The sequence below is a fragment of the Arthrobacter sp. Ha26 genome, from assembly GCF_059091705.1.
In genome coordinates, this window is record NZ_JBNHGX010000004.1 from 278,360 (window position 1) to 303,037 (window position 24,678).

The following is a 24,678-nucleotide window of genomic DNA, read 5'->3' on the forward strand; positions in this document are numbered from 1 at the left end:
AGAGGCATCCGGCGGCAGACGGCGCGGCAGCCAACACCATTGCTGGGCAGAAGGTTCAGGAACGGTTCCAGGGCCCGGGGTTCACCCGGTACAGCAGGGCGGAACCGGCCAGCATGCCCAGGACAATGCCCATGGCGGGGTTGCCCAGCGCCCGCCCGGCAAAGTAACCCACGACGGCGCCCAGCACCGCCCCGAGGAAGAGTCCCCGGCGGTTCCGGTGCGGCTTGCGCCTGGCAGGGTGCCTGGGCATCAGTGGATGGAGGGGACGGTACGGGGCCGGACCACGAGCCACAGGGCCGCGATGGCCAGCAGGATGCAGGCGGCCTGCACCGCGCCCATCGGGGTGGCGCTCGTAATACCGAGCCACCCGACCACCGGGGAGATAAGGCCGGCCGTCAGGAAGGTGGCCGCACCCAGCAGGGAGGCTGCCGTGCCGGCCTGCCCGGCATGGCCGGCCAGGGCGAGCACCTGGACGCAGGGAAACATAAAACCTGTGCCCATGATGTAGAACCACAGGGGGACCATGACGCCCCAGAGGCCGAACCCCAGCTGGTCGAACACCACGATCAGCATGGCCATCAGGAAGGTCCAGGCCGTGGCTCCGGCGAGGATCCACTGCGGCGGCACCCGCCGGATCAGGCGAGAGCTGGTCTGGATCCCGGCAACAATACCCAGGGAGTTGATGCCAAAGAGCAGGCCGTACTCCTGCGGGGAGAAGCCGAACACATCCTGGAACAGGAAGGGGGAAGCCGAGAGGTACGTGAACAACCCGCCGAAGTTCATGCCCGCCACCATCAGCAGGCCCACAAAAATCCTGTCACTGAACAGGACGCGGTAGCGCTGGCGGACAGTCATCCCGCTCTGCTGGCGCTTTCCCGGCGGCAACGTCTCGCGGACCAGGAACAGGGCGGCGATGATGACAATGGTGCCGTACCCCGCAAGGAACACGAAGATCCCCGGCCACGCCATCACCAGGAGCAGTTGTGAGCCGATCACCGGGGCCAAAATGGGTGCCAGCCCGTTCACCAAAGACATCCGGGAAAACATCTTGACCATGGCGTAGCCGGAGAACAGGTCCCGCACCATGGCCATGGCCACCACGCCACCGCCGGCGGCCCCCACGCCCATCAGGACGCGGAAGATCCCCAGCGTGGTGATGTCAGTGGACAGGGCGGCGCCCAATGACGCCGCAATATGCAGTGCCGTGGCGAGGATCAACGGCATCCGCCGGCCCACCTTGTCGCTGAACGGCCCCACCACCAGCTGGCCAAAGGCGAACCCTACGGTGGTCCCGGCCAGGGTGAGCTGGACCTGGGCTTCGGTCACGCCCAGGCTCGCCTCCAGGGCCGGGAACGCCGGCAGGTAAAGGTCGATCGTGAACGGACCCAAGGCAGTCAGGGCGCCGAGAAGGAGGATGTACAGAAGTTTGCGGCGGCGGCTCAACAGATCGCCCGGATTGCTCGGAATGCTCACGGAGACCAATCCTATGGCCGCAGCAACGGATTTTTGCAGCGTTGTAGGCCACGCCGTCCGGCAAGCCCCGAAGTTGGCCCTGACCCTCAATGATAGTTTTGGGGGCGGGGACGGTGCAGCTGCACTCTCCCGCAGCCATGGAAGCCGAATCCACCATGAAACAGTAAGGCGGGACCGATGAGCGGACGTCACAGCGGGCGGACCAGCCAGGGAGTGCGCATCTCCGCGCTTCCCGGGACGCTTAAACTCCTTTTCCGGCTGGCACCCCGCCAGCTGAACGACGAGATCGCCTTTGCGAAGATCGAGCTGAAGCGCAAAGGTGTCCAGGTCGGAGTTGCCGCTGCATTCCTCGCTGTTGCCCTGGTCTTCGTCCTCTTCCTCGTGGTGGGACTGATCGTTGCCGCCATCATGGGCCTGGCCACCATCATGCCCGCCTGGCTCGCCGCCCTGCTGGTTTCCGCCGCGTTCCTGCTGATTGCACTCATTGGGGGCCTGATCGGCGTCAGCAGGTTCAAGAAGGCCATGCCGCTGCTGCCGGAGGAGACTATTCGCGGCATCAAGTACGACGTCGGCGTTGCCAAGGAGGGATCGGCCTTCAACCCTGCGGTCCTGGATCCGCAGAGTCCTGAGGCGAAAGCTGCCAAGGCTGCCAAGGCGGAGGCGGCTGCCAAGGCCAAGGCAGAGAAGGAAGCCAAGGCTGCCGAACACAACAAGGAATTCCCGCAGGCCTCCGAGCCGGAAATCGCCCGACGCCTGAGCCAGCGGCGGCACCACCTCACCGAAGTCCGCGACGACCTCGGTGCGGAGCTCGACGTCAAAACCCAGGCCCGGTTCCTGCTCGGCGCCGCCCAGGGCAGGCTGCGCGAGGGCCAGGTCCTCGCCGGCCGGGGCAAAGACCTCGCCGCCAGCCGGCTCGCCGCTCTTACAGAAACCACCGGCGGCCTGGGCAACCGATGGAAACCACTGGCTGCCTTCGCCGCCGCCGGCACCCTGTTCGTCGTGCTGGTCCGCAGACTCCTGCGCACGTACTAGCGCCGGCCCTGCCTGGCCAAGCCCGGGCAGCGCGAGGAGCACACGCACACAATCATTAGTCCGCGCCGGAGGGCAGCAGGAAGGAAAGGGGACGGGATGAAGTTCATCGGTGCCGGCTCCCGTCCCGGCCGCCCGCAGGTGGACCACGACCGCGTCTTCACCATCCCCAACCTGCTCACCGTGGTGCGCTTTATGGGTGTACCGCTGTTCATCTGGCTTGTCCTCGGGCAAAAGCAGTACGCCGCAGGCGTTGTGGTCCTCGCGATCATGGCAGGCACCGACTGGATCGACGGATACATTGCCCGCCGCTTCGACCAGGCCTCCAAGCTCGGGCGGGTCCTGGATCCCATCGCCGACCGCCTGGCGCTGATCGCCGTCGCCGTCACGCTGGTGATTGCCGGCGTCGTCCACTGGCTGTACCTTGCCGCGCTGGTCATCCCGGACGCCATACTGCTGGCACTGACACTGTCCATCTTCCGCGGCCACCCGGACCTTCCGGTCAGTGTTGTGGGGAAGGTCCGCACCGGGTTGCTGCTTCTGGGCACCCCGCTGCTGGTTCTCTCGCGGCTGGACACGCCGCTCGCCGATGAGCTGTTCGTCGCAGCGTGGATCGTGCTGGGCCTGGGACTGGTCGGCCACTGGATAGCCGCCTACAACTACTTCTGGGCCATCCTGCGCAAAGGCAGGGCCCTGCATCACGACGACGGGAGCACCTGATGGTCTGGCTCGCCGTTGTGCTGGCGGTGCTGGGTGCGTTCTGCCTGGCTTTGGGTGCGCAGCGCCAGGGGAGTGCGGTCAAGGCCGATACCGGCGGCCTGGCGCTGAGTTCAAACGGGTTCCTCCGACTCCTGAGGAACCCGCGCTGGGTGTTCGGCCTCCTGCTGCTGTGTGTGGGAATGGCCATGAACGCGGTGGCCCTGGTGTCAGCCCCGCTCACCGTTGTCCAGCCCATCGGCGCCATCGCGCTGGTGATCACCACCATCGTCAACGCGCGGGACCAGGACCTCACCATCAACCGTGCCACCGTGGTTGCCATCGCGGCCTGCGTCACGGGTTCGGCCCTCTTTGTGCTCCTGGCGGTTAACGTCACCCAGGAAAACCACCATGTGAGCCTGGATGCCGAACTCACCATCGTGCTGCTGCTCGCCCTCGCCGTCGGCCTCTTCGGCACCCTTGCCATGATGTTCAGGCACCGGATGAACGCTTTCGTCTACATCCTGGGGGCGGGTATGCTCTTCGGTTTTGTGGCCGTGCTGACCCGCATCATCGGCAAGCACCTGCTCGACCCCAACGGCCTGTTCCTGCTGAACGTGCAGTGGTATTCCGTGCTGGCCATCATCGCCGCCGGCGGCCTGGGATCATGGTTTGTCCAGAACGCCTACTCCGCGGGCCCCCCGGACCTCGTGATCGCCGGGCTTACGGTGATTGACCCTATCGTGGGCATCGCCATCGGCATTACCATCCTGGGGGAACTCCGCCCGGATGTGCATGCCGTGATGGCCATAGCCATGGGAACCGCCGCATCCCTTGCTATCGTGGGTGTCATCGCCCTTTCCAGGCATCACCCCGAGGTCACCAAGCGCAAGAAGGACGCGCGGCGGGCCGCGGGCAAGCCGTCCCTGTAGTCCCTCCCACCCAGTCCGCTTTCCACCGAGTTCTTTCCACCGAGCAAATACACGAGGCCCCGGCGCCAGCCGCGGCCGGCCGTGCTGTCAGTACCGCTGTCCGCACCGTGACCATCAGGAGCCCTCCACGTGACCACGCCCGCAGACCCGCGACCCCTGACCATTCTGATAGCCGCCGATACCTATCCGCCGCACATCAACGGCGCAGCCCAGTTCGGCTACCGCCTGGCCAAGGGAATGACCGGCCGCGGCCACAACGTCCATGTGCTGGCTTGCCGTGCGGACAACGGCAAGAGCTTCACCGAGTTCCGGTCCGAGGCAACCGTGCACCGGCTCCGCTCGCACGGGGTCCCCACGCATGAATATTTCCGGATCTGCTTTCCTTGGGAGATCAAGAAGGAAATCAGCCTCCTCTTCGACCGCGTCCAGCCCGACGTAGTGCACATCCAGAGCCACTACATGATCGGCGAGCACGTCCTCTACGAGGCTGTCCGGCGGGGCATCCGCATTGTTGCAACCAACCACTTCATGCCGGAAAACCTCAACCCGTTCCTCCCGTTTCCGCAGTGGTTCAAGAACATCATCGGGCGCATTTCCTGGAAGGACATGGGCAAGGTGATGGGTCAGGCCGACGTCGTGACCACACCCACCCCCCTGGCGGCCAAGGCCATGCACCAGCACGCCTTCCTGCGCAAAGTCCTTCCGCTGTCCAACGGCATCGACTCCGCCGCCTACGAACTGCAGCCCGGCGAGCACATCGAACCGCACCCGCACCCCACAGTGTTGTTCGTTGGACGACTGGCGGAAGAAAAGCATGTGGATGTGCTGATCGAGGCTGTCAGCAAGACGCCCCCCGAGATGAAGGTGCACCTGGAAATCGTTGGCGGCGGCGAAGTCCGGTCAAACCTCGAAAACCTTGTCCACCGGCTTGGGCTGGGGGATAGGGTGAAGTTCCTGGGCCTGGCCAGCGACGAAGAACTGCGGAAGGCCTACATCCGGGCTGATCTCTTCTGCATGCCGGGCACGGCAGAGCTCCAGTCCCTGGTGACACTGGAAGCGATGTCGGCGTCCACCCCGGTTGTACTCGCTGACGCCATGGCCCTGCCGCACCTGGTGCGCGACGGCGAAAACGGATACCTCTTCACCCCCGGTGACAGCGACGACCTGGCCAAGAAGATCACCAGGATCCTGGAGCTGCCCGCCGACCAGCGTGCCGCCATGGGCCAGGTCAGCCGGCAGATGGTGGAACCGCACAGCATCGAAGGAACCCTGCAGACATTCGAGGACCTGTACCTGGGCGCACGCTTCGAGGACAAAGTGGTCTGAACACTTTGCCGGGTTTGCTAGAGTAATTTTGCCCCGCAAGCTTCTCCGCATTTGAGGAGGGCCGGCCAGGGCGTGGGGGGCTATAGCTCAGCTGGTTAGAGCGCGGGACTCATAATCCTAAGGTCCTCGGTTCAAGTCCGAGTAGCCCTACTCAACAACGCGGAAACCGCGGCCGGTGCACCTTCTCCGGTCGCGGTTTTTCCCGTTAGAGGGGTGACGCAACAAAGGGACGCCCCATCACCTCCTGCAGGGCTCGGGGGAACGCCCCATCATCTCCCGCATCGATCGTGGGAACGCCCCATCATCTCCCGCATGGATTGGGGGAACCCCCCTGATCTCCCGCAGGTACTCTCGGTGAAGGCTCGCGGCAGCAGACGCCGTCGGACCGCACCAGGAACTGATGGCGGGTTGAAGTAAGGGCTGCGGGAGGTGATGGCGCGTGGTTCCCTAAGATCCGGATCTGCGGTATGTTACTGAGCAGTAACATACCGTGCTCATTCCGCGAGCCCCGGTCACCGCTGATCACTTGCGAGGTAACCATGTCCACTTCCGCTACAGACCTCAACCTGCCGTATCCCGACGGCGACTTCTATGCCTTTGAGCAGATGCTCAGCACCAAGGAGCAGGACCGGCTGGCAGAAGTCCGGGACTTCCTGGTCCGGGAGGTCAAGCCCATCGCTGTGGATTTCTGGAACCGGGGGGAATTCCCCATGGAGCTGATTCCGAAACTTGCGGACATCGACCTCGTCAGCCCCGTCCGACGGCAGGGCCACTCCAACCTCTTCGCCGGCCTGATGCACGCCGAGGTGACCCGGGCCGATGCCTCCATTTCCACGTTTATGGGCGTCCATGACGGACTCTTCACCGGCTCCATCGAAGCGCTCGCCTCTCAGGAACAAAAGGACGCTTGGCTCCCTGACATCTATGCGCTCAAGAAAATCGGGGCCTTCGGCCTCACGGAACCCCTCGGCGGATCAGACGTGGCCGGCGGGACGCGCACCACTGCCCGGCGCGAGGGGGACTCCTGGATCCTCAACGGAGCCAAGCGCTGGATTGGAAACGCCACCTTCTCCGACTGGGTTGTCATCTACGCACGCGACATCAAAGACAACCAGGTGAAGGGCTTCCTGGTGGACACCACGCTCAAGGGCTTCAGGGCGGAGAAGATCGAGAACAAGATCGCCCTGAGGACAGTCCAGAACGCCGATATCACCCTGGACAATGTGGTGGTGCCGGACTTCTATAAGCTGGCCCATGCCAACAGCTTCCGCGACGTCAACAAGGTCCTCAAAGTCACCCGCCTCGGCGTCGCCTGGCAGGCTGTGGGCCAGCAGATGGCCGCCTTCGACGTGGCACGCCGCTACGCAGTGGAGCGCCAGCAGTTCGGCCGGCCGCTGGCCTCCTTCCAGCTGGTGCAAAATCAGCTTGTGCAGATTTTGGGCAATACCGTCAGTTCCATGGCCATGATGGTGAGGCTGTCCCAGCTGGAGGATGCCGGAGAAGCGAGGGACGAGCAGTCAGCGCTGGCCAAAGCGTTCACCACGGCCAGGATGCGTGAGAGCGTGGCCATCGGTCGGAACCTCCTGGGCGGCAACGGCATCGTGACCGACTTCGAAATGGCAAAGATCTTCGCCGACGCCGAAGCCATCTATTCCTACGAGGGAACCCACGAGATCAATACGCTGGTGACCGGACGGGCGATTACCGGCATCTCCGCCATCGTGTGACCCGGATCGTTTCCCCCGCCCATCCTGCTGTCAGCCCAGCGGCAGCAGGATGGACGGACGCAGATCCATCACAAACTGCAGCGGATTGACGTACTCGTCGCCGCGTCGAACACCCCAGTGGACGCAAGCTGTGGCGGGGCAGTGCCCTGCAAGGAGCGTTCCAATGGGCTGCCCCGCCTCCACCACGCTTCCAGCGGCCAAGCTGCTGTCCACCGGCTCGAAGCTGCTGCGCAAACCATTGCCATGGTCTATGGTGATCACCGGCCGGTCCACCACCACACCCACGAAGCTGACCGTCCCGGCGGTCGGCGAGATGACCGGCACGCCGTCGGACGCTGCTTCCAGGTCCACGCCGCGGTGGCCGCTGAGCCAAGGCTTGGGCGGGGGATCAAAATCCCGGAGCACGGCGGGGCGCGGGGAGAGCGGCCAGCGCCACGATGGTGCCGCCACGATTGCGGCAGGTGCCGGGGACGCGGGGCTGAGCGCCAGTGCTTCCCCCGTGGGGGCCAGGGATGCGGGCAGCAGGAGCAGGGCCGCAAGCAGTGCCGGAGGTTTCATGTGTCCAGCCTGCGACGGTTGAAATGCTGCCGGCAGGGGCACGCTTCCCTATGTGGAAAAGGCGCGGCGGCGCCGTCGTGCACGTCCCTTTCCGTGTCCTCCGGCTGCAGGTCCCTGTAGTACACTTGATGGAGCAGTTTGCTGCGCCCTCAACGCTATCCGTCCGGCGGCTATCCCAAAGGTTTTTCCCACGGTACATGCCCCTGTCCGGCCTGCGTCGGCACATCTCATTCAGGAGTGTGGGGGAGCAGCGGCTGACTACGCGCGTCCAGCCCTCCACGGAGGATCGCGCCTCCTGCGGTCCGTGCCATTGGTACGGATGGGAAGCGCGATGGACGCCAGGAGCACGGCCCGCCCGGGCCACGCTAATCAACCGTCAACTATTGGCAGGGTAAGAAGCCCCAGGGGCTTCTCATGAATGACCTGCCGGAAGGAGCGCCGGCATGCCCGTCGTAACCATGCGCCAGCTGCTTGACAGCGGCGTCCACTTTGGACACCAGACCCGCCGTTGGAACCCGAAGATGAAGCGCTTCATCTTCACCGAGCGCAACGGCATCTACATCATCGACCTTCAGCAGTCGCTGTCCTACATCGACCGCGCCTACGAGTTCGTCAAGGCCACCGTTGCACACGGCGGCACCGTACTCTTCGTCGGTACCAAGAAGCAGGCCCAGGAAGCAATTGCCGAGCAGGCAACCCGCGTCGGCCAGCCCTACGTGAACCAGCGTTGGCTCGGCGGTATGCTCACCAACTTCCAGACCGTGGCCAAGCGGATCCAGCGCATGAAGGAACTCGAAGAGATCGACTTCGACGACGTCGCCGGTTCTGCCTACACCAAGAAGGAGCTCCTGCTCCTCAAGCGTGAACTCACCAAGCTCGAGTCCAACCTCGGTGGTATCCGCAACCTGACCAAGGCACCCTCCGTGCTCTGGATCGTGGACACCAAGAAGGAACACCTCGCCGTTGATGAGGCCAAGAAGCTGAACATCCCGGTTGTGGCCATCCTGGACACCAACTGCGATCCGGACGAAGTTGACTTCCCGATCCCGGGCAACGACGACGCCATCCGCTCCGTGAACCTCCTGACCCGCGTTGTTGCCGACGCCGTTGCCGAGGGCCTCATCGCCCGCAACAACCGCGCCACCGGCACCACCGAAGCTCCGGAAGAGCCGCTGGCCGAGTGGGAGCGCGAGCTCCTCGAAGGCAGCAAGGCTGAAGAGGCTCCCGCTGCTCCGGCAGAAGAAGCTGCTGCCGAGGCTCCCGCTGCTGAGGCAGCTGCCCCGGCAGAAGACGCTGCTGCTCCGGCCGCTGACGACGCCAAGTAACACAAGTACACCCGGATTCTCCAGCGCCGCCCGCGGCGCCGGAGCTGCTGACAGGATGGCGGCCCACTATGTGGGCTGCCGTCCTGTCGGTCCGTACACCACAACACATTTCTAGACAGAGGGGTTCACATGGCGAACTACACTGCCGCGGACATCAAGGCCCTGCGCGAGCGCACCGGCGCCGGCATGATGGACGTCAAGAAGGCTCTTGACGAAGCCAACGGTGACGCCGAGAAGGCCATCGAAATCATCCGCATCAAGGGCCTCAAGGGCGCTACTAAGCGCGAGGGCCGCTCCACCGCTGAAGGCCTGGTGGCTGCCAAGGTCAGCAACGGCGTCGGCGTGATGATCGAAGTTAACTGCGAGACCGACTTCGTGGCCAAGGCCGACAAGTTCATCCAGCTGGCCGACAAGGTCCTGGCCGTTGCCGTCGAGTCCGGCGCAGCCGACCTCGAGACCCTGCTCGCCACCGAAGTTGACGGCAAGCCGCTCTCCGAGATCGTCGTCGAAGAAGGCGCTGTCCTGGGCGAAAAGGTTGTTGTCCGCCGCATCTCCCGCGTTGAGGGAGCAACGGTTGACGCTTACCTGCACAAGACCTCCAAGGACCTCCCGGCCCAGGTTGGTGTGCTGTTCGCTGTTGACGGTGAAGGCGAAGCCGCTGCCACCGCCGCCCACGATGTTGCAGTCCACATCGCTGCCATGGCCCCGAACTACCTGACCCGCGAAGACGTTCCGTCCGAGCTGGTTGAGTCCGAGCGCCGCATCGCCGAAGAGACCGCCAAGGCCGAGGGTAAGCCCGAAGCTGCCCTCACCAAGATCGTGGAAGGCCGTGTTACCGGCTTCTACAAGGGTGAGGTCCTGGTTGACCAGGCATTTGCAAAGGACGCCAAGAAGTCCGTGGCGCAGGTCCTCGAAGAGGCCGGTGTCAAGGGAACCGCGTTCACGCGTTTCCGCGTCGGCTCCTAGCCGGTACTGCAAAAGGGGCGGCCACTTGGGTGGCCGCCCCTTTTGCATGCAACGGGCCGTTCCGAGCATTGGCCCGAGCAGGATAATCTTTTTTCAGACCCCCAACCGGAAGGCATCATGGAAGCCGTCAACACTGTAATGCAGCCCGAGAAAAGTCGACGCCGGGTCCTCCTGAAGCTTTCCGGCGAGGTTTTCGGCGGCGGGAAGCTGGGCGTTGACCCGGAGACTGTCCGCGACGTCGCCAAGCAGATCGCCGCAGCAGTGCCCGAGGTGGAAGTCGCCATCGTGGTGGGCGGCGGCAACTTCTTCCGCGGCGCCGAACTGTCCCAGAGCGGCATGGACCGCTCCAGGGCCGACTACATGGGCATGCTGGGAACGGTCATGAACTGCCTGGCGCTGCAGGACTTCCTGGAACAGGCCGGGGTGGAAACCCGGGTCCAGAGCGCCATCACCATGGGCCAGGTGGCCGAGGCGTACATTCCGCGCCGCGCCATCCGCCACATGGAAAAAGGCCGCGTGGTCATCTTCGGTGCCGGCGCCGGTCTTCCGTACTTCTCCACGGACACCGTAGCTGCGCAGCGTGCCCTCGAAGTCCATGCCGACGTCGTCCTGATGGCCAAGAGCGGCGTGGACGCCGTCTACACCGCTGATCCCAAAAAGGATCCCACGGCCGAGCGGCTTGAAACGCTCAGCTACGACGACGCGCTCCGCCGCGATATCCGCGTGATGGACCAGACGGCCATGACCATGTGCAAGGACAACAACCTCTCTATGGTGGTGTTCGGCATGGAAGGCGAAGGCAATGTCACCCGCGCCATCCTGGGCGAAAAGCTCGGCACGCTGGTCACCGCCTAGCTCCGGCTAGGATGTTTTCAGGACAGTTCCGCCCCGGCCTTCGGGCCCGGGGACGGAAACAGCAACCGAGAACCACATGCAGGAAGCCGGCGCCCCGGACTGCACCAGAACCTGAGGAGAGACCGTGATAGAAGAAACCTTGCTCGAAGCCGAAGAAAAGATGGACAAGGCCGTAGAGGTAGCCAAGGAAGACTTCGCTGCCGTCCGCACCGGCCGCGCAAACCCGGGCCTCTACAACAAGGTCCTTGTGGACTATTACGGTTCCCCCACGCCGCTGCAGCAGCTCGCTTCGTTCGCTATCCCGGACGCACGCACCATCCTGATCACCCCGTTCGACAAGACCGCGCTGCGGGACATCGAGCGTGCGCTTAGCGATTCCGAGGTGGGCGCCAACCCGTCCAACGACGGCAACGTCATCCGGATCACCATTCCGGAGCTGACCAAGGAACGCCGCAAGGAATACGTCAAGATCGTCAAGACCAAGGGCGAGGACGCCAAGGTGTCCATCCGCAACATCCGCCGCAAGGCCAAGGAGACCCTGGACCGGCTGGTCAAGGACGGCGAGGCCGGCGAGGACGAGGGCACCCGCGCCGAAAAGGAACTGGACGGCATCACGAAGGCGCACGTGGACGGCATTGACGAGCTGCTCAAGCGCAAGGAAGCAGAGCTGCTCGAAGTCTGATGGGCCAGGCAGAACAGGCCCCGGCACAACGGGCGCGCACGCGGGGGAAGCAGCCCAGGAGCAATCCAACACCAAAGGCCGGCCGGAACCTGCCGGCCGCGGTGGCGGTGGGCCTGGCCATGTTGTTGGCCGTACTGGGCGGGCTGCTGTTCCTTCCGCTCGGGTTCGTGGCGGTCACCACCACGTTCGCCGTCTTCGGCGTGTGGGAAATTTACCGTGCCCTGGAGGCGAACGGCACCAGGATGCCCATCGTGCCGGTGATGACCGGCACGGTGGCCATGCCGTTCTGCGCCTACCTCGGCGGCATGGAAAGCCTGCTCTTCGCCATGCTGCTGAGCTCCGTGGCTGTCTTGCTGTGGCGGTCCGTCGAGAGCGCTGCCGGCTCGGCCAACAGCATCTTCGCGGGCGTGTTCACCCTGGGCTGGGTACCGTTCTTCATCAGCTTCGCCGCCCTTCCGCTGCATGCCGCAGGAGGGGCCACCCCGCTGGGTCTCTGGCCCGGCGGTACCATTCCGGACGGCGCGTGGCAGATAGCGGTGATGCTGCTGCTGGTGGTCTCCAACGACACCTTCGGCTACCTGGTGGGGGCGTCCCTGGGCAAGCATCCGATGGCTCCGAAGATCAGCCCGAAGAAGTCCTGGGAAGGATTTGCCGGTTCAGTGGCCGGTGCCATGCTGATCGGTGTCCTTGCCTGCCTTTTTGTGCTGGACAAGCCATGGTGGGTGGGCCTGATCCTTGCGGTAGGAACGGTGGCGGCCTCCACCGCCGGCGACCTCGCCGAATCCATGGTCAAGCGCGAACTCGGCGTCAAGGACATGAGCAGCATCCTGCCTGGACACGGCGGGGTGATGGACCGGCTCGACTCCATTGTGTTCGCCTCCCCGGTGGTATTCGTCCTGTACGGGCTGCTGGCCGGAGCCTGATACGGACGCGGCGTGACGTCTACATGGCCTGACACAAACCCTTGCCGGATTCCTCCGCCCTAGACTGGGGCAGGAGCGATACGGCTGAAGAGCATCGAAGGAATCAAAGTGGCATTGGACATTCATCGGCAGATCCCTGCGTCCTTTGAGCGCGTGCAGCGCAGCGAATATGGCTACAACGCCAAGCAGGTGGACCAGTTCCTGCAGCGCGCACGGGTTTCCCTTGAAACCCCGGAGGCTGCAGCGCACCCCATTAACAGCTCCGATGTCAGGGCTGTCTCTTTTGATCCGGTCAAGGGCGGCTATTCCGCCGCGGTGGTGGACGCCGCCTTGGACCGGCTGGAGGATGCCTTTGCCCGCCGCGAGCGGGACGAGCTGATCGCGGCGCAGGGCGAGGAAGCCTGGCTGCGTGAAATCGGGAACCTGTCCGGCATCCTCCGCGGCCGGCTGCACCGCCCGGACGGCGAGCGGTTCCGCCGCCCGGACAAGAAAAAGGCCCGCAGCTACAACACCACGGACGTGGACCGGCTCTGCCATGAACTTGTGGCTTATCTCGAACAGGACAAGCCGCTCAGCGTGGACAACGTGCGCCGGGCGGTCTTCCGTCCCGCGGTTGGCAACGATGGATACGAGGAAGCCCAGGTGGACGCCTTCCTGGACCGGGTGGTCGAACTGATGGCGGCCATCGACTGACCTGCTTTATCCTCCCTCCTGGACATGGCGTCATTGTCCACGGCAGGAAGCAGCGTGAGGACCTTGGGTTATTCGCGGGCAAGGCAGTTAGCGGACGACGGCGGATCAGCGTTCCGTGGCCAGGGGCCTTTCCGGGGTGTGCAGCCTGGTCATGACCCGCGCCATCGTTTTAGGCACCCTGTGCGCGGTGGCGCGCGAGACGGCCACCATCACGGCGAAGGCGGCAGGCACCGTCCACGCCGCCGGCTGCGCCAGCCAGGGCGTCAGGTTGGAAGCTCCGACCAGGGCTCCGGCGATCATCGCCCCGCCGCACAGGATTCCGCCCGTCACCATCCCGGCGATGGCACCGGCGTCGGTCAGGCCCCGCCACCAGATGCCCAGCAGGAGCACCGGGCACACGGTGGAGGCGGTGAACGCGAAAACCAGGCCCACGCTGCCGGCCAGGGCCAGCGAGTCCGTCATAAAGGCGAAGCCGAGGGGTACGACGGCGGAGATCACCGCCGCGAGCCGGAAGCCGCCTACTTCGCCGCCCAGGACGTCCTGGCTGATGACGCCGGCCAGGGAGACCACCAGGCCTGATGTGGTGGAGAGGAAGGCAGCGAAAGCGCCGGCCACCACCAGGGCTGAGAGCAGGTCCCCGGCCGTCCCGCCCACGAGTTCACCCGGGAGCAGCAGCACCATCGCGTCGGCCTGGTTGGCGGTGGCCAGGCCGGGTGCAAAGACCCTGGCCACGAGCCCGTAGGCGGTCGGAAAAAGGTAGAACACGGACAACAAGCCAAGGACGATCAGGGTGGTGCGCCGGGCCGATTGCCCGTCTGGGTTGGTGTAGAAGCGGACCAGGACGTGGGGCAGGCCGAGGGTGCCGAAGAGCAGGGCCACCAGCAGCGATACGTTCTGGTAGGCCCCGGCAGGGGCAAGGCCGGTGGGGTTTACTGCCGGGGCGGACAGTGCCGGTGTTCCGTTTCCGGCCAGCATAAAGATGATGAACAGGATGGGAACGGCCAGGGCGGTGAGCTTGAGCCAGTACTGGAAGGCCTGGACGAAAGTGATGGAACGCATCCCGCCCGCCACCACCGTCAGGCAGACAACGATCACCACCGCAACGGACCCCACCCAGGACGGCAGGCCGGTGGTGATCCGGATGGTCAGGGCGGCGCCGTGAAGCTGTGGAACGATGTACAGCCAGCCCACGAGCACCACCACGAAGCTGGTCACTTTCCGGACCACCTGCGAGTCCAGCCTGGCTTCGGTAAAGTCCGGGATGGTGTAGGCCCCGGACCGGCGCAGCGGGGCAGCAACAAACAGCAGCAGCATCAGGTATCCCGCGGTGTAGCCCACGGGAAACCACAGCGCGTCCGTTCCGGAGAGCAGGATAAGGCCGGCCACGCCCAGGAAGCTTGCCGCGGAGAGGTATTCGCCGCCGATGGCCGAAGCGTTCCACCAGGGCCGCACGGTCCGGGAAGCAACGTAGAAGTCACCGGTGGTGCGCGAGATCCGCAGGCCGTAGAAGCCGATCACCGCCGTGGCCAGGGAGACCACCGCGAGCGCAGCTATGGCCACCCCTGGATTCATGGTGCCGTCACCGGTCACCGCTTAGCGGGTGCATGCTCACTGGTCACCGGCCAAATCGCGATACCGGGCCTCGTTGCGGCCAGCGGTGCGGACATAGAGCCAGGCGCTGAGACCGATCAGGGGGTAAATTCCTCCGCCCAGCAGGAGCCAGTCGAAGGGGATCCCGCCGATGCGGGTTTCTGACAGGCCAGGCACCACGGCGAGGAGCAGCGGGAAGGCGCCCAGGATGAGCAGGAATCCGCCGGCCACCACCAGGGCGAGCCGCAACTGGGAGCGGATCAGGGACCGGACGAAAACCTGCCCCACCTCGGAGTCCTGCGCCGCCTCGCGGCTTTCCCGGGCAGGAAGGGCCGCTGAGCGCGGAGCAGTCACCCGTACCCTGCTCATGCTTGTGGCCTGATCCGGGTAGCTCCGAGCTTTTCGCGGACAGTTGGCAGGTGGCGTCGGCTGATAGGCAATCCGGCGCCCGCCACGGTGACGCGGGGCCCGTCCGCTGCCAGTTTCATGGACGTCACGTGCTTGAGGGCCACGAGGTAGGAGCGGTGGGTCCTGATGAATCCGGCGTCAGCCCACTGTTGTTCAAGGTCGGCCAGCGGAACCCTGATGAGGTAACTGGCGTCGGCAGTGTGGAGCCTCGCATAGTCGCCTTGGGCCTGGACGTACGTGACGTCGTCGCGCCGGATCATCCTGGTGGTTCCGCCCTGGTCCACGGTGATCATCTCCGGCGCCGTACCGCCGTCGTGCAGTTCACTGATGCGCCCCACCGACCGCGCCAGCCGTTCGGCGCGGACGGGCTTGAGCAGGTAATCCACGGCGGCCAGCTCGAAGGCTTCCAGCGCGTGGTCCTCATCGGCGGTGACGAACACCACCGCGGGGGGATTCCTGCTCCCGCTGATGGCGCGGGCAATATCCAGGCCGGACACTGCGGGCATGTGGATGTCCAGGAACACGGCGTCTATCTTGCCGGCGGCCAGTGCGCGGAGGGCCTCGCTGCCGGAAGTGGCGCGCAGGATGGTGCCAATACGGTCGTCGCGGCCCAGCAGGAACGCCAGTTCCTCGACGGCGGGCAGCTCATCGTCGACGACGAGGACGTTAATCATCCTCCTAGGTTAGCTTCCGCGGCAGGTCCGGATGTGCCTGCCGTCACGCGTCGTGGCCGGGCTGGGACTTGGGGACGCGCATGGTGATTAGCGTTCCCTCGCCGGGTGCGGTGTCGATGACCAGCCCGTGGTCGTTCCCGTAGACCTGGCGGAGGCGGGCGTCCACGTTCCGCAGCCCCACATGAACGCCGTCGGTGTGGCCTGCCAACATGGACTGCAGCTGCGCAGGATCCATCCCCACGCCGTCGTCCTCAATGGTCACCTCGGCGAAGGCGCCGGCGTCGTTCGCGGTGATGCTGATATGCCCCGGGCCCTCCTTGGCCTCCAACCCGTGCCGCACGGCGTTTTCCACGAGCGGCTGCAGGCTGAGGAAAGGGATGACGGTGCTCAGGACCTCCGGAGCGATCCGCAGGCTGACCTGAACGCGCTCGCCGAACCGGGCCCGTTCCAGCAGGAGGTAGCGGTCGATGCAGCGCAGTTCTTCGGCGAGGGTGGTGAAGTCGCCGTGCCGCCGGAAGGAGTAGCGGGTGAAGTCCGCGAATTCCACCACCAGTTCGCGGGCACGGGCGGGGTCGGTGTTGATAAAGGAGGCGATCGCGTTCAGTGAGTTGTAGATGAAATGCGGGCTGATCTGGGCGCGCAGTGCCCGTACCTCGGCCTCCATGAGCAGGGTCCGTGAGGCGTCCAGTTCCGCGAGCTCCACCTGCACCGCCACCCAGTCGGCCACCTCGCTGGTGGCCCGGACCAGTCCCGCTCCGGCCGACGGCGCAAAAGCCGCCACCGCGCCCACCACCCGGGTCCCCGCCCGCACCGGGGCGATCACTGCAGCGAGCGGAGCTCCCGTCCCGTCCTTTGGTGCGCCGTCTGATCCCGTTGGGCTGCCGGCGGGAAGAACCGCCGTCCGGCCGCCCGCCAGCACCCCTTCCGCGAGGCGCATCAGCTGCGGTTTCAGTTCCTCGGACGCGCCGTCCCAGGCCAGTACCCCGGCGGTGTCCGTGATGGCCAGGGCTTCGCAGCCCAGCAGCGTCCGCAGGTGCCGGCTGGCTTTGGCCGCGCCGGCGGGGTTCAGGCCGCGGCGCAGGTGCTGCCCGGCCTGGGATGCCGCATGAAGGGTGTGGTAGGTGGCGCGCTCCGCGTCGGTACCCAGGTCGCGGTAGGAGCGGAGCACTTTGAGTCCCACGCCCACGACGACGGCGACAGCCATGGCGATGACGGCCACTGCCGCGGCAGTCAGGAGGGGGGAGTCCAGCATGCTGCCCAGCGTAGCGGCGGGTGCCGTTTGCCGCAGCATCCCGACCGTTGAGCGACAGCGGGCACGCCAGGTATGGCAGAAGGTGCCACACGGAAAGCACAGTGATTGTAGTCACACTTGCGGTGTCCCTGTCCTGGGATGTGCGGCGGGAGTGTCCAGGCAAGTCTCAATGAGGAGGAACGATGGGTAACGAGGCCCACACTCCGGACGCAGCGGCGTCCGTGGACTTTGAACAGGTCCAGTCGACCGGGCAATTCCAGGAATTGCGCAAGCGTCACCGCAGCTTTGTCTTCCCCATGGCAGTGGCATTCCTGCTGTGGTATTTCGCCTACGTCCTGCTGGCGGACTACGCGGTGGGCTTTATGTCCACCAAGGTCTGGGGCAACATCAACATCGGCCTGATCTTCGGCTTGCTCCAGTTCGTGTCCACGTTTGCTATCACCGGATGGTATGTCCACTACTCCAACCGGCGGCTGGACCCCATCGCCTCCGAGATCCGCAACGAGATCGAGGGACATGAATTTGATAAGCACGGCAACCGGGTAGGCGGTGAAGGCAAATGATCGGGATCGCTGCAGCGGTGGACGTCGCCGCCCTCAAGGACACCACGTTGCTGAACATGGGCATTTTCGGCCTGTTCGTCGCCGTGACCATGGTGATTGTGCTGCGCGCCAGCCGGAACAACAAGACGGCCGCTGATTACTACGCCGCCGGCCGTTCCTTTACGGGTTCCCAGAACGGAACCGCCATTGCCGGGGACTACCTCTCGGCCGCTTCCTTCCTGGGCATCACAGGCGCGATCGCCGTCAACGGATATGACGGCTTTATGTACTCCATCGGATTCCTGGTGGCTTGGCTCGTCGCCCTGCTGCTTGTTGCCGAACTCCTGCGCAACACGGGCAAGTTCACCATGGCCGACGTCCTGTCCTTCCGGCTCAAACAACGTCCGGTCCGCATCGCCGCGGCCATCTCCACCCTTGCCGTCTGCTTCTTCTACCTGCTGGCCCAGATGGCCGGCGCCGGGAGCCTGATCTCGCTGCTGCTGGGCATCAGCGACTGGGGCGGGCAGGCGCTGGTGATTATCGTCGTCGGCGCCCTGATGATCCTGTACGTACTGATCGGTGGCATGAAAGGCACCACCTGGGTACAGATCATCAAGGCCATCCTGCTCATTGCCGGTGCCGCCGTCATGACGTTTTGGGTCCTGGCCATTTACGGCTTCAACCTCTCTGCCCTGCTGGGCGGTGCGGTGGAAACGGCCAACAACCCGGCTGTGCTCAACCCGGGACTGCAATACGGCAAGACCGAAACGTCCAAGCTGGACTTCATGTCCCTTGGCCTCGCGCTGGTCCTGGGCACCGCCGCCCTGCCGCACGTCCTGATGCGCTTCTACACGGTGCCCACTGCCAAGGAAGCCCGCAAGTCGGTGGTGTGGTCCATCTGGCTGATCGGGCTCTTCTACCTTTTCACCCTGGTGCTCGGTTACGGTGCGGCGGCCCTGGTCGGTGCGGAAACCATCAAGAAAGCACCGGGCGGCGTGAACGCGGCGGCACCCCTGCTGGCTTTCCACCTGGGCGGGCCTCTGCTGCTGGGCTTCATTTCGGCGGTGGCCTTCGCCACCATCCTCGCGGTGGTGGCCGGCCTGACCATCACAGCTGCGGCATCGTTCGCTCATGACATCTATGCCAACGTCATCGCCAAGGGCAAGGTCGACGCCGACACCGAAGTCAAGGTGGCCCGACGCACCGTGGTGGTCATCGGCATCCTCGCCATCCTGGGCGGCATCCTCGCCAACGGGCAGAACGTGGCGTTCCTGGTGGCCCTGGCGTTCGCCGTCGCCGCCTCAGCGAACCTGCCCACCATCATTTACTCCCTGTTCTGGCGGAGGTTCACCACGCAGGGAGCAGTGTGGAGCATGTACGGCGGCCTGGGTTCGGCGATTGTCCTGATCATTTTCTCGCCGGTGGTTTCCGGCGGGGCAACGTCGATGATCAAGGACGCCAACTTCGCGCTCTTCCCGCTGAGCAACCCCGGCATTGTGTCCATCCCGCTGGCGTTCCTGCTGGGCTGGCTGGGAACCGTCCTCGACAAGAAGCGCGAAGACACCGCCAAGCAGGCCGAAATGGAAGTCCGCTCCCTCACCGGTGTGGGCGCCGAAAAGGCGGTCCACCACTGATCCACAGGGCTTGGCCCGTCCAATATCGGTAACAGGAAAAGAGCCTCCGCGCTTCGTGCGCGGAGGCTCTTTTCGTTCCTTGGGAGTGCTGGGTGCCAGGCCGGGGGGTCTTGGCTGCTAGGCCTTTGGCCGGAGCTTGATATTGGTCATCTTCAGCACATCCGTGCCTTCAAAACGGTAGGCAAGGTCCACTTCCTTGCCGTCGCAGGTGATAACGCCGGCCACGTCCGCTGCTTTTACCCCGTTCTCAGTACCCACCTTGAGGTCGTTGTAGGACGGTTTGCAGGAGTCGTCCATTTCCAGGCTCTTTACGCCGGTGATGAAGGCTTCCTTGGACAGCTGTTCCTGCAGGGCGGGATCGAGGTAGTCGTCATAGGCTTTGGAGCTCTCGCCGGCGATGACCAGCTTCGTGAAGCCGTCGGCAAGCCCGCGGGCCTGGTTGGTGGCACTGCCCATCACGTTGACCAGGATGACAATGCCCAGGATCACCAGCAGCAGGACCCCGCCGATGCTGCCGAGGATGATCCACAGCTTGCGGCGGCTCCTGCCCGGGGGCTCCTTGCCGGGCAGGCCGAACGGGTTGGCTTCCTGGTATCCCGTGGCGGACGCCTGGCGGACATCCATCCATGGTTGGCGGGCATCGGGGGCAGGCTGGTAAGCGCGCGGGCTCTGCACCGGCTGCTGCGGGGGTACAGGCGGCTGCTGCGGCGCGTAACCGCGTCCTCCCGGCTGGTACGGGTCCTGAGGACTGCTCAAGATGGAGCCTTTCCGGCGGGGTGCATGGCACCGCCTGGTTGCGGGAACCGGTGCCGGCACCCGTGGGTAACTTGCAACAGCCTATCGGGGGCATGGCCACCGCCGTATTTAATGCCGGGGTACACCCGTGTTCAGTGCCGGGGTACACCGATGCCAGGCGGCAGGCCGTGGCGGGTGCGCCAGGCCTGGCGGCGGGCCGTGGCGGGTGCGCCAGGCCTGGCGGCGCCTGAACCGTTAGGTACTTTGCGAAGTGCGCTCAAGCAGGGGCTGGACCCGGAACGGGATGAGCTCGCCCATGGCCAGGGCGGTGTCCGTGCGGTCCACGCCATCGCAGGCGAGGATCTTGCCGTTGATCCGGAAGAGGTCCTCGGCATCGAGGGCCACCACGCGAAGGAGCAGGTCCGCCGAGCCGGTAAGCCCGTAGCCTTCGAGGATTTCCGGCACATCGGCCAGGTCCTTGGCCAGCCGGGCAAGCTTTTGCTGTTGGACGTGGACCGAGATGAAAGCCATCAGCGGGTAGCCCAGGGACACTGGATTGATCCGGCGCTCGAAGGACAGGAAAACGTGCTTTTTCTCCAGCTGGGCCATCCGGGCCTGCACCGTATTCCTGGACAGTCCGAGCTTCTGGGCAAGGGCAACCACGGTTCGCCGGGGGTCCTGGGCCAAGGCCGAGAGCAGGCGGGCGTCAGTGCCATCCAGAGCTTGCATAATGCGCAACGTTAGCACCGTCGCGGCCTGCGGGACAGAGCATTTTGCTCAGTGCCGGGCATGGTGGTTGTACCCAATGAGCATTGTGAGTAGGGTCACAGTATCCGGGGTAACGGCGCCCGGGAGGCCGGCGGTATCGGGACCACAAGTCCTTGGATCCGCAGGTCAACGACGTGAGAGGTTGCGGCTATCGTGTCTACAGACAGAATGGGCCAGGACAGCGGAAGTGCCCCCGGCGCTGCTGGGATCAGCGGCGCGGATGTGCCAAGTCCCGGACGGGGACTTCTCCAGCTGATCACCCCGTCAGGGGAGCGGATCAGCCATCCGGAATTCGATCCCTGGTTGCAGGACATTACCGACGAGCATCTGTGCTCGCTTTTCGAGGACATGACCGTCATCCGGCGCATCGACGTCGAAGCCACGGCCCTGCAGCGCCAGGGTGAGCTGGCACTGTGGCCGCCGCTGCTGGGGCAGGAAGCCGCGCAGATCGGTTCCGGCAGAGCCCTGCGCGCAGATGACTTCGTGTTCTCGAGTTACCGGGAAAACGGCGTTGCGTACTGCCGGGGCGTTGACCTCACGGACATTGTGCGGGTCTGGCGCGGCAACGCTTCGTCGGGCTGGGATCCCTACTCCATCAACATGGCTACGCCGCAGATCATCATCGGGGCCCAGACGCTACACGCCACCGGTTACGCCATGGGCATCCAGAATGACGGCGCAGATTCCGTGGCGGTGACGTACTTCGGTGACGGTGCCACCAGCGAGGGCGACGTCAACGAAGCCATGGTGTTCGCCGCGAGCTTTCAGGTCCCGGTGGTGTTTTTCTGCACCAACAACCACTGGGCCATCTCCGAACCGGTTCGGCTTCAATCGCACATCCAGCTGGCGGACAGGGCCGCCGGATTCGGCATCCCCAGCCTGCGGGTGGACGGGAACGACGTCCTGGCCGTCATGGCTGCAACCAGGGTTGCCCTGGACCGGGCGCGGCGCGGCGGCGGCCCCACCTTCATTGAGGCGGTCAGCTATAGGATGGGCCCGCACACCACAGCCGATGACCCCACCCGCTACCGGGACGCCAACGAACTCGAGGACTGGGCGGCGAAGGACCCAATCAGCCGCGTTGAGGCACTGCTGGACCGCAAAGGCCTATTGACGCCGGAACTGCAGCAGCAGGTCCGGGACAAGGCCGACGCCGTCGCCAAGGAAATGCGCACGGGCTGCACCTCCATGCCGGACCCGCAGCCGCTGGACGTTTTCAAGCACGTCTACAGCACGCCCAACTCCTGGCTGGACCGGCAGCAGGACCATTACGCCCGTTACCTGGCTTCCTTCGGTGACCCCGCGGAAGCCGTATCAGAAGAAGGTGCACGCTGATGACCCAGATGACCTTTGCCCGCGCCATCAACGCCGGCCTTCGCAAGTCCTTGGAGAATGATCCCAAAGTAGTCCTCCTGGGCGAGGACATCGGCGCGTTGGGCGGCGTGTTCAGGGTGACGGACGGGCTGCAGAAGGACTTCGGCCGGCACCGGGTTGTGGACACCCCGCTGGCTGAGTCTGCCATAGTGGGAACCGCCGTGGGGTTGGCCTACCGCGGCTACCGCCCCGTGGTGGAAATCCAGTTCGACGGGTTTATCTACCCCGCGTTTGACCAGATCGTCAGCCAGGTGGCCAAACTGCATTACCGCACCCGCGGGGCCGTCAAAATGCCCATCACCATCAGGGTCCCCTTCGGCGGCGGCATCGGCTCACCCGAGCACCATTCGGAATCCCCGGAAGCCTACTTCACCCACACATCCGGCCTGCGCGTGGTGACCGTCTCCAACCCGCAGGACGCGCACACCGTCATCCAACAGGCCATCTCCTGCGATGACCCCGTGCTGTACTTCGAGCCCAAGCGCCGCTACCACGACAAGGGCGAGGTTGACGAGTCTCTTGATCCGGCAACCGCCTTGCCCATGGACCAGGCCAGGGTGCTCAACGAAGGCGCCGACGTAACGCTGGTGGCATACGGCCCGCTCGTCAAAACCGCCACGGATGCTGCGCTCGCCGCCGCGGATGAAGGGATTTCCATCGAGGTCATCGACCTGCGCTCGCTGGCACCCGTCGACTACGACACGGTTGTGGCCTCCGTCCGCAAGACCGGCCGCCTGGTGGTGACCCACGAAGCCGGCCAGTCGGGCGGCCTCGGCGCAGAGGTGGCAGCCAGCATCACCGAACGGTGCTTCTACTACCTGGAGGCGGCCCCGGTCCGGGTCACCGGCTTCGACATCCCGTACCCGTATTCCAAGCTGGAGATGCACCACCTGCCGGGCCTGGACCGGATCCTCGACGGCGTGGACCGGGCCATGGGCCGGCCGAACTCACTCAGCGGGCTGGAAGGATGAGCGGCACCATGATCAAGGAATTCCGGCTCCCGGATCTGGGGGAAGGACTCACCGAATCGGAAATCCTCAGCTGGAAGGTGGGGGTGGGCGATACCGTCCGGCTGAACCAGGTGATCGCCGAGGTGGAAACAGCCAAAGCCGTAGTGGAACTCCCGTCACCGTTCGCCGGTGTCATCAAGGAACTGCACGAGCAGCCCGGCACCGTGGTGGAGGTGGGCAAACCGATCGTCTCCTTCGAAGTAGCGGACGACGCCGGGCCCTCCGCGGGCAGCCAGGCCACCTCCGTTTCGTCCCCGGCACAGCAAGAACAGCAACAGCCGGAGCGCGAGCCCGAGGCTGCTAAGAGGCAACCCAACCTGGTGGGGTACGGCGCCGTCGTCGAAAGCTCCGGCCGTCCGGTGCGGCGCCCCCGCAATTTGCGAATGGGGGTCCCGCGGCCCGTCGACGACAAAGCCCCGGTGGTTGAGGCGGCCGAGACCGCGCCATCCCACAAGATGCGCCCGGTCGCCGAGCCTGTCGACACCAAGGGTGCTGATACTCAGCCTGCCGAAACCCGGCCGCGGTCCACTCCGCCAGTGCGGAAGTTCGCCAGGGACCTGGGCGTCGACCTGGCCGTGGTGAACGGGACTGGTCCCCAAGGGCTGATTACGCGTGAGGACGTACAGCACTTTGTGGATGGACAATCAGGGAATGCTGGCGGGACGGCACGGGAGACAGTTGCTCAGGCGGAAGGGCAGTCCCAACCCGGCGCACGGGAATCCCGGACGCCCATCAAGGGGGTACGGAAATTCACTGCGGCAGCCATGGTGGAAAGTGCCTTCACCGCCCCGCACGTGACCGAATTCCTCACCGTGGACGTGACTCCCGCCATGGAGCTGCTGGCAAGGCTCAAGGGCAACCGCGAATTCGCCGGGCACAAGCTGACGCCGCTCACCCTCGCGGCAAAGGCCGTCCTGGTCGCACTGCGGCGGAACCCTGCCCTCAATGCCCGCTGGGACGAGGCGAACCAGGAGATCGTGACCTTCAACTACGTGAACCTGGGCATCGCAGCAGCAACACCGCGGGGACTCACTGTCCCCAACATCAAGGACGCCGATCGCCTGTCCCTGCTTCACCTGGCGGACGCCTTGGCGGAACTGACGGAAACGGCCCGCGCCGGAAAGACCACTCCGGCCGACCTGTCCGGGGGGACCATCTCCATCACCAATATCGGCGTCTTCGGGATCGACGCGGGGACCCCCATCCTCAACCCGGGGGAGGCCGCCATCCTTGCCCTCGGGGCGGTGCGGAACATGCCATGGGAGTACCAGGGTGAGGTTGCCCTGCGCCAGGTCCTCACGCTGAGCCTGTCCTTTGACCATCGCCTGGTGGACGGGGAACAGGGCTCACGCTTCCTGGCGGATGTGGGTGCCATCCTCGCGGACCCGGGAATGGTCCTGACTATGGTCTAGGTTGGGCAACCTTGGTCCAGGTTCGGCAACAGTTTTGCAGAACGGCCCTGGGCCGCATAGGCGGTGCCGCCCCGCACCGTTTATACGGCCCAGG

General features: G+C 65.1%; 25 protein-coding genes and 1 tRNA gene. 17 read left to right on the forward strand and 9 right to left on the reverse strand.

The features are described 5' to 3' along the window. Positions 1-55: 55 nt before the first annotated feature. On the reverse strand, positions 56-250 hold the full coding sequence (locus tag AC5RVY_RS11965) for a hypothetical protein (protein WP_493954924.1): 195 nt from the start codon (positions 248-250) through the stop codon (positions 56-58). Further along, positions 250-1,473, reverse strand: a complete 1,224-nt coding sequence (locus AC5RVY_RS11970; RefSeq protein ID WP_493954925.1) for a multidrug effflux MFS transporter — start codon at positions 1,471-1,473, stop codon at positions 250-252. Before AC5RVY_RS11970 ends, AC5RVY_RS11965 begins: the two co-directional genes overlap by 1 nt. 177 nt (positions 1,474-1,650) lie before the next feature. Here AC5RVY_RS11970 and AC5RVY_RS11975 point away from each other — a divergent pair, with 177 nt between their 5' ends. The 6 genes from AC5RVY_RS11975 (at position 1,651) to AC5RVY_RS12000 (ending at position 7,183) form a co-directional block, all read left to right on the forward strand. Then, the gene (locus AC5RVY_RS11975) at positions 1,651-2,505 is read left to right on the forward strand and encodes a phage holin family protein (RefSeq protein WP_493954926.1); all 855 of its coding nucleotides are present in this window, start codon (positions 1,651-1,653) and stop codon (positions 2,503-2,505) included. A 96-nt stretch (positions 2,506-2,601) separates the two neighbouring features. Next, entirely contained in the window at positions 2,602-3,222 is a 621-nt protein-coding gene (locus tag AC5RVY_RS11980; protein WP_493954927.1) for a CDP-alcohol phosphatidyltransferase family protein, read from the forward strand. After that, positions 3,222-4,130: a DMT family transporter gene (locus tag AC5RVY_RS11985; protein ID WP_493954928.1), complete on the forward strand. Its 909-nt coding sequence runs from the start codon at positions 3,222-3,224 to the stop codon at positions 4,128-4,130. Before AC5RVY_RS11980 ends, AC5RVY_RS11985 begins: the two co-directional genes overlap by 1 nt. Before the next feature lie 129 nt (positions 4,131-4,259). Then, positions 4,260-5,456: a glycosyltransferase gene (locus tag AC5RVY_RS11990; RefSeq protein ID WP_493954929.1), complete on the forward strand. Its 1,197-nt coding sequence runs from the start codon at positions 4,260-4,262 to the stop codon at positions 5,454-5,456. 76 nt (positions 5,457-5,532) lie between these two features. Continuing rightward, positions 5,533-5,606 (forward strand) — tRNA-Ile (locus AC5RVY_RS11995). A gap of 389 nt (positions 5,607-5,995) precedes the next feature. Then, entirely contained in the window at positions 5,996-7,183 is a 1,188-nt protein-coding gene (locus AC5RVY_RS12000) for an acyl-CoA dehydrogenase family protein (protein ID WP_493954930.1), read from the forward strand. 30 nt (positions 7,184-7,213) lie between these two features. On the opposite strand, the gene AC5RVY_RS12005 is transcribed toward AC5RVY_RS12000, so the two are convergent. Beyond that, positions 7,214-7,741: a M23 family metallopeptidase gene (locus tag AC5RVY_RS12005; RefSeq protein ID WP_493954931.1), complete on the reverse strand. Its 528-nt coding sequence runs from the start codon at positions 7,739-7,741 to the stop codon at positions 7,214-7,216. A gap of 443 nt (positions 7,742-8,184) precedes the next feature. On the opposite strand from AC5RVY_RS12005, the gene rpsB reads away from it, so the two are divergent. From rpsB to AC5RVY_RS12035, 6 genes are all read left to right on the forward strand, one after another. Beyond that, entirely contained in the window at positions 8,185-9,066 is an 882-nt protein-coding gene (gene rpsB, locus AC5RVY_RS12010) for a 30S ribosomal protein S2 (protein ID WP_493954932.1), read from the forward strand. 129 nt (positions 9,067-9,195) lie between these two features. Next, positions 9,196-10,032 (forward strand): translation elongation factor Ts, encoded by an 837-nt coding sequence (tsf, locus tag AC5RVY_RS12015; RefSeq protein WP_493954933.1) that lies wholly within the window; start codon positions 9,196-9,198, stop codon positions 10,030-10,032. 117 nt (positions 10,033-10,149) lie between these two features. Then, positions 10,150-10,887, forward strand: coding sequence for a UMP kinase (gene pyrH, locus AC5RVY_RS12020; protein WP_306638851.1), 738 nt, complete (start codon positions 10,150-10,152; stop codon positions 10,885-10,887). A 124-nt stretch (positions 10,888-11,011) separates the two neighbouring features. Next, positions 11,012-11,569 carry a ribosome recycling factor gene (frr, locus tag AC5RVY_RS12025; RefSeq protein ID WP_493954934.1) on the forward strand — a complete coding sequence of 186 codons (558 nt, stop codon included), beginning with the start codon at positions 11,012-11,014 and terminating at the stop codon, positions 11,567-11,569. Next, positions 11,569-12,492 carry a phosphatidate cytidylyltransferase gene (locus AC5RVY_RS12030; RefSeq protein ID WP_493954935.1) on the forward strand — a complete coding sequence of 308 codons (924 nt, stop codon included), beginning with the start codon at positions 11,569-11,571 and terminating at the stop codon, positions 12,490-12,492. Before frr ends, AC5RVY_RS12030 begins: the two co-directional genes overlap by 1 nt. A 108-nt stretch (positions 12,493-12,600) precedes the next feature. Then, complete coding sequence (locus tag AC5RVY_RS12035; protein WP_493954936.1) at positions 12,601-13,185, forward strand: DivIVA domain-containing protein; 585 nt, start codon at positions 12,601-12,603, stop codon at positions 13,183-13,185. A 105-nt stretch (positions 13,186-13,290) separates the two neighbouring features. Here the strand turns inward: AC5RVY_RS12035 and AC5RVY_RS12040 are convergent, their stop codons facing one another. The 4 genes from AC5RVY_RS12040 to AC5RVY_RS12055 are packed head-to-tail and all read right to left on the reverse strand — an operon-like array spanning position 13,291 to position 17,109. Continuing rightward, on the reverse strand, positions 13,291-14,757 hold the full coding sequence (locus AC5RVY_RS12040; protein WP_493954937.1) for a sodium/solute symporter: 1,467 nt from the start codon (positions 14,755-14,757) through the stop codon (positions 13,291-13,293). 36 nt (positions 14,758-14,793) lie between these two features. Continuing rightward, positions 14,794-15,144 (reverse strand): DUF485 domain-containing protein, encoded by a 351-nt coding sequence (locus AC5RVY_RS12045; protein ID WP_493954938.1) that lies wholly within the window; start codon positions 15,142-15,144, stop codon positions 14,794-14,796. Next, positions 15,141-15,857 (reverse strand): LytR/AlgR family response regulator transcription factor, encoded by a 717-nt coding sequence (locus AC5RVY_RS12050; protein WP_493954939.1) that lies wholly within the window; start codon positions 15,855-15,857, stop codon positions 15,141-15,143. The genes AC5RVY_RS12045 and AC5RVY_RS12050 overlap by 4 nt, the downstream gene beginning before the upstream one ends. A gap of 43 nt (positions 15,858-15,900) precedes the next feature. After that, a complete protein-coding gene (locus AC5RVY_RS12055) occupies positions 15,901-17,109 on the reverse strand; it encodes a sensor histidine kinase (RefSeq protein WP_493954940.1) in 1,209 nt (402 codons plus the stop codon). Between the two features lie 182 nt (positions 17,110-17,291). Here AC5RVY_RS12055 and AC5RVY_RS12060 point away from each other — a divergent pair, with 182 nt between their 5' ends. Further along, positions 17,292-17,672, forward strand: a complete 381-nt coding sequence (locus AC5RVY_RS12060; RefSeq protein ID WP_493954941.1) for a DUF485 domain-containing protein — start codon at positions 17,292-17,294, stop codon at positions 17,670-17,672. After that, the gene (locus AC5RVY_RS12065) at positions 17,669-19,285 is read left to right on the forward strand and encodes a monocarboxylic acid transporter (RefSeq protein WP_493954942.1); all 1,617 of its coding nucleotides are present in this window, start codon (positions 17,669-17,671) and stop codon (positions 19,283-19,285) included. The genes AC5RVY_RS12060 and AC5RVY_RS12065 overlap by 4 nt, the downstream gene beginning before the upstream one ends. Positions 19,286-19,402: 117 nt before the next feature. On the opposite strand, the gene AC5RVY_RS12070 is transcribed toward AC5RVY_RS12065, so the two are convergent. Both AC5RVY_RS12070 and AC5RVY_RS12075 read right to left on the reverse strand, forming a co-directional pair. Continuing rightward, positions 19,403-20,041: a hypothetical protein gene (locus tag AC5RVY_RS12070; protein WP_493954943.1), complete on the reverse strand. Its 639-nt coding sequence runs from the start codon at positions 20,039-20,041 to the stop codon at positions 19,403-19,405. Positions 20,042-20,275: 234 nt separating this feature from the next. Further along, on the reverse strand, positions 20,276-20,749 hold the full coding sequence (locus AC5RVY_RS12075) for an Lrp/AsnC family transcriptional regulator (RefSeq protein ID WP_493954944.1): 474 nt from the start codon (positions 20,747-20,749) through the stop codon (positions 20,276-20,278). Positions 20,750-20,941: 192 nt separating this feature from the next. Between AC5RVY_RS12075 and pdhA the strand changes: the two genes are divergently transcribed. The 3 genes from pdhA to AC5RVY_RS12090 are packed head-to-tail and all read left to right on the forward strand — an operon-like array spanning position 20,942 to position 24,584. Further along, positions 20,942-22,123, forward strand: coding sequence for a pyruvate dehydrogenase (acetyl-transferring) E1 component subunit alpha (gene pdhA / locus AC5RVY_RS12080; protein WP_493954945.1), 1,182 nt, complete (start codon positions 20,942-20,944; stop codon positions 22,121-22,123). After that, complete coding sequence (locus AC5RVY_RS12085; protein ID WP_493954946.1) at positions 22,123-23,133, forward strand: alpha-ketoacid dehydrogenase subunit beta; 1,011 nt, start codon at positions 22,123-22,125, stop codon at positions 23,131-23,133. The genes pdhA and AC5RVY_RS12085 overlap by 1 nt, the downstream gene beginning before the upstream one ends. Next, on the forward strand, positions 23,130-24,584 hold the full coding sequence (locus tag AC5RVY_RS12090) for a dihydrolipoamide acetyltransferase family protein (RefSeq protein WP_493954947.1): 1,455 nt from the start codon (positions 23,130-23,132) through the stop codon (positions 24,582-24,584). Before AC5RVY_RS12085 ends, AC5RVY_RS12090 begins: the two co-directional genes overlap by 4 nt. Positions 24,585-24,678 lie beyond the last annotated feature (94 nt).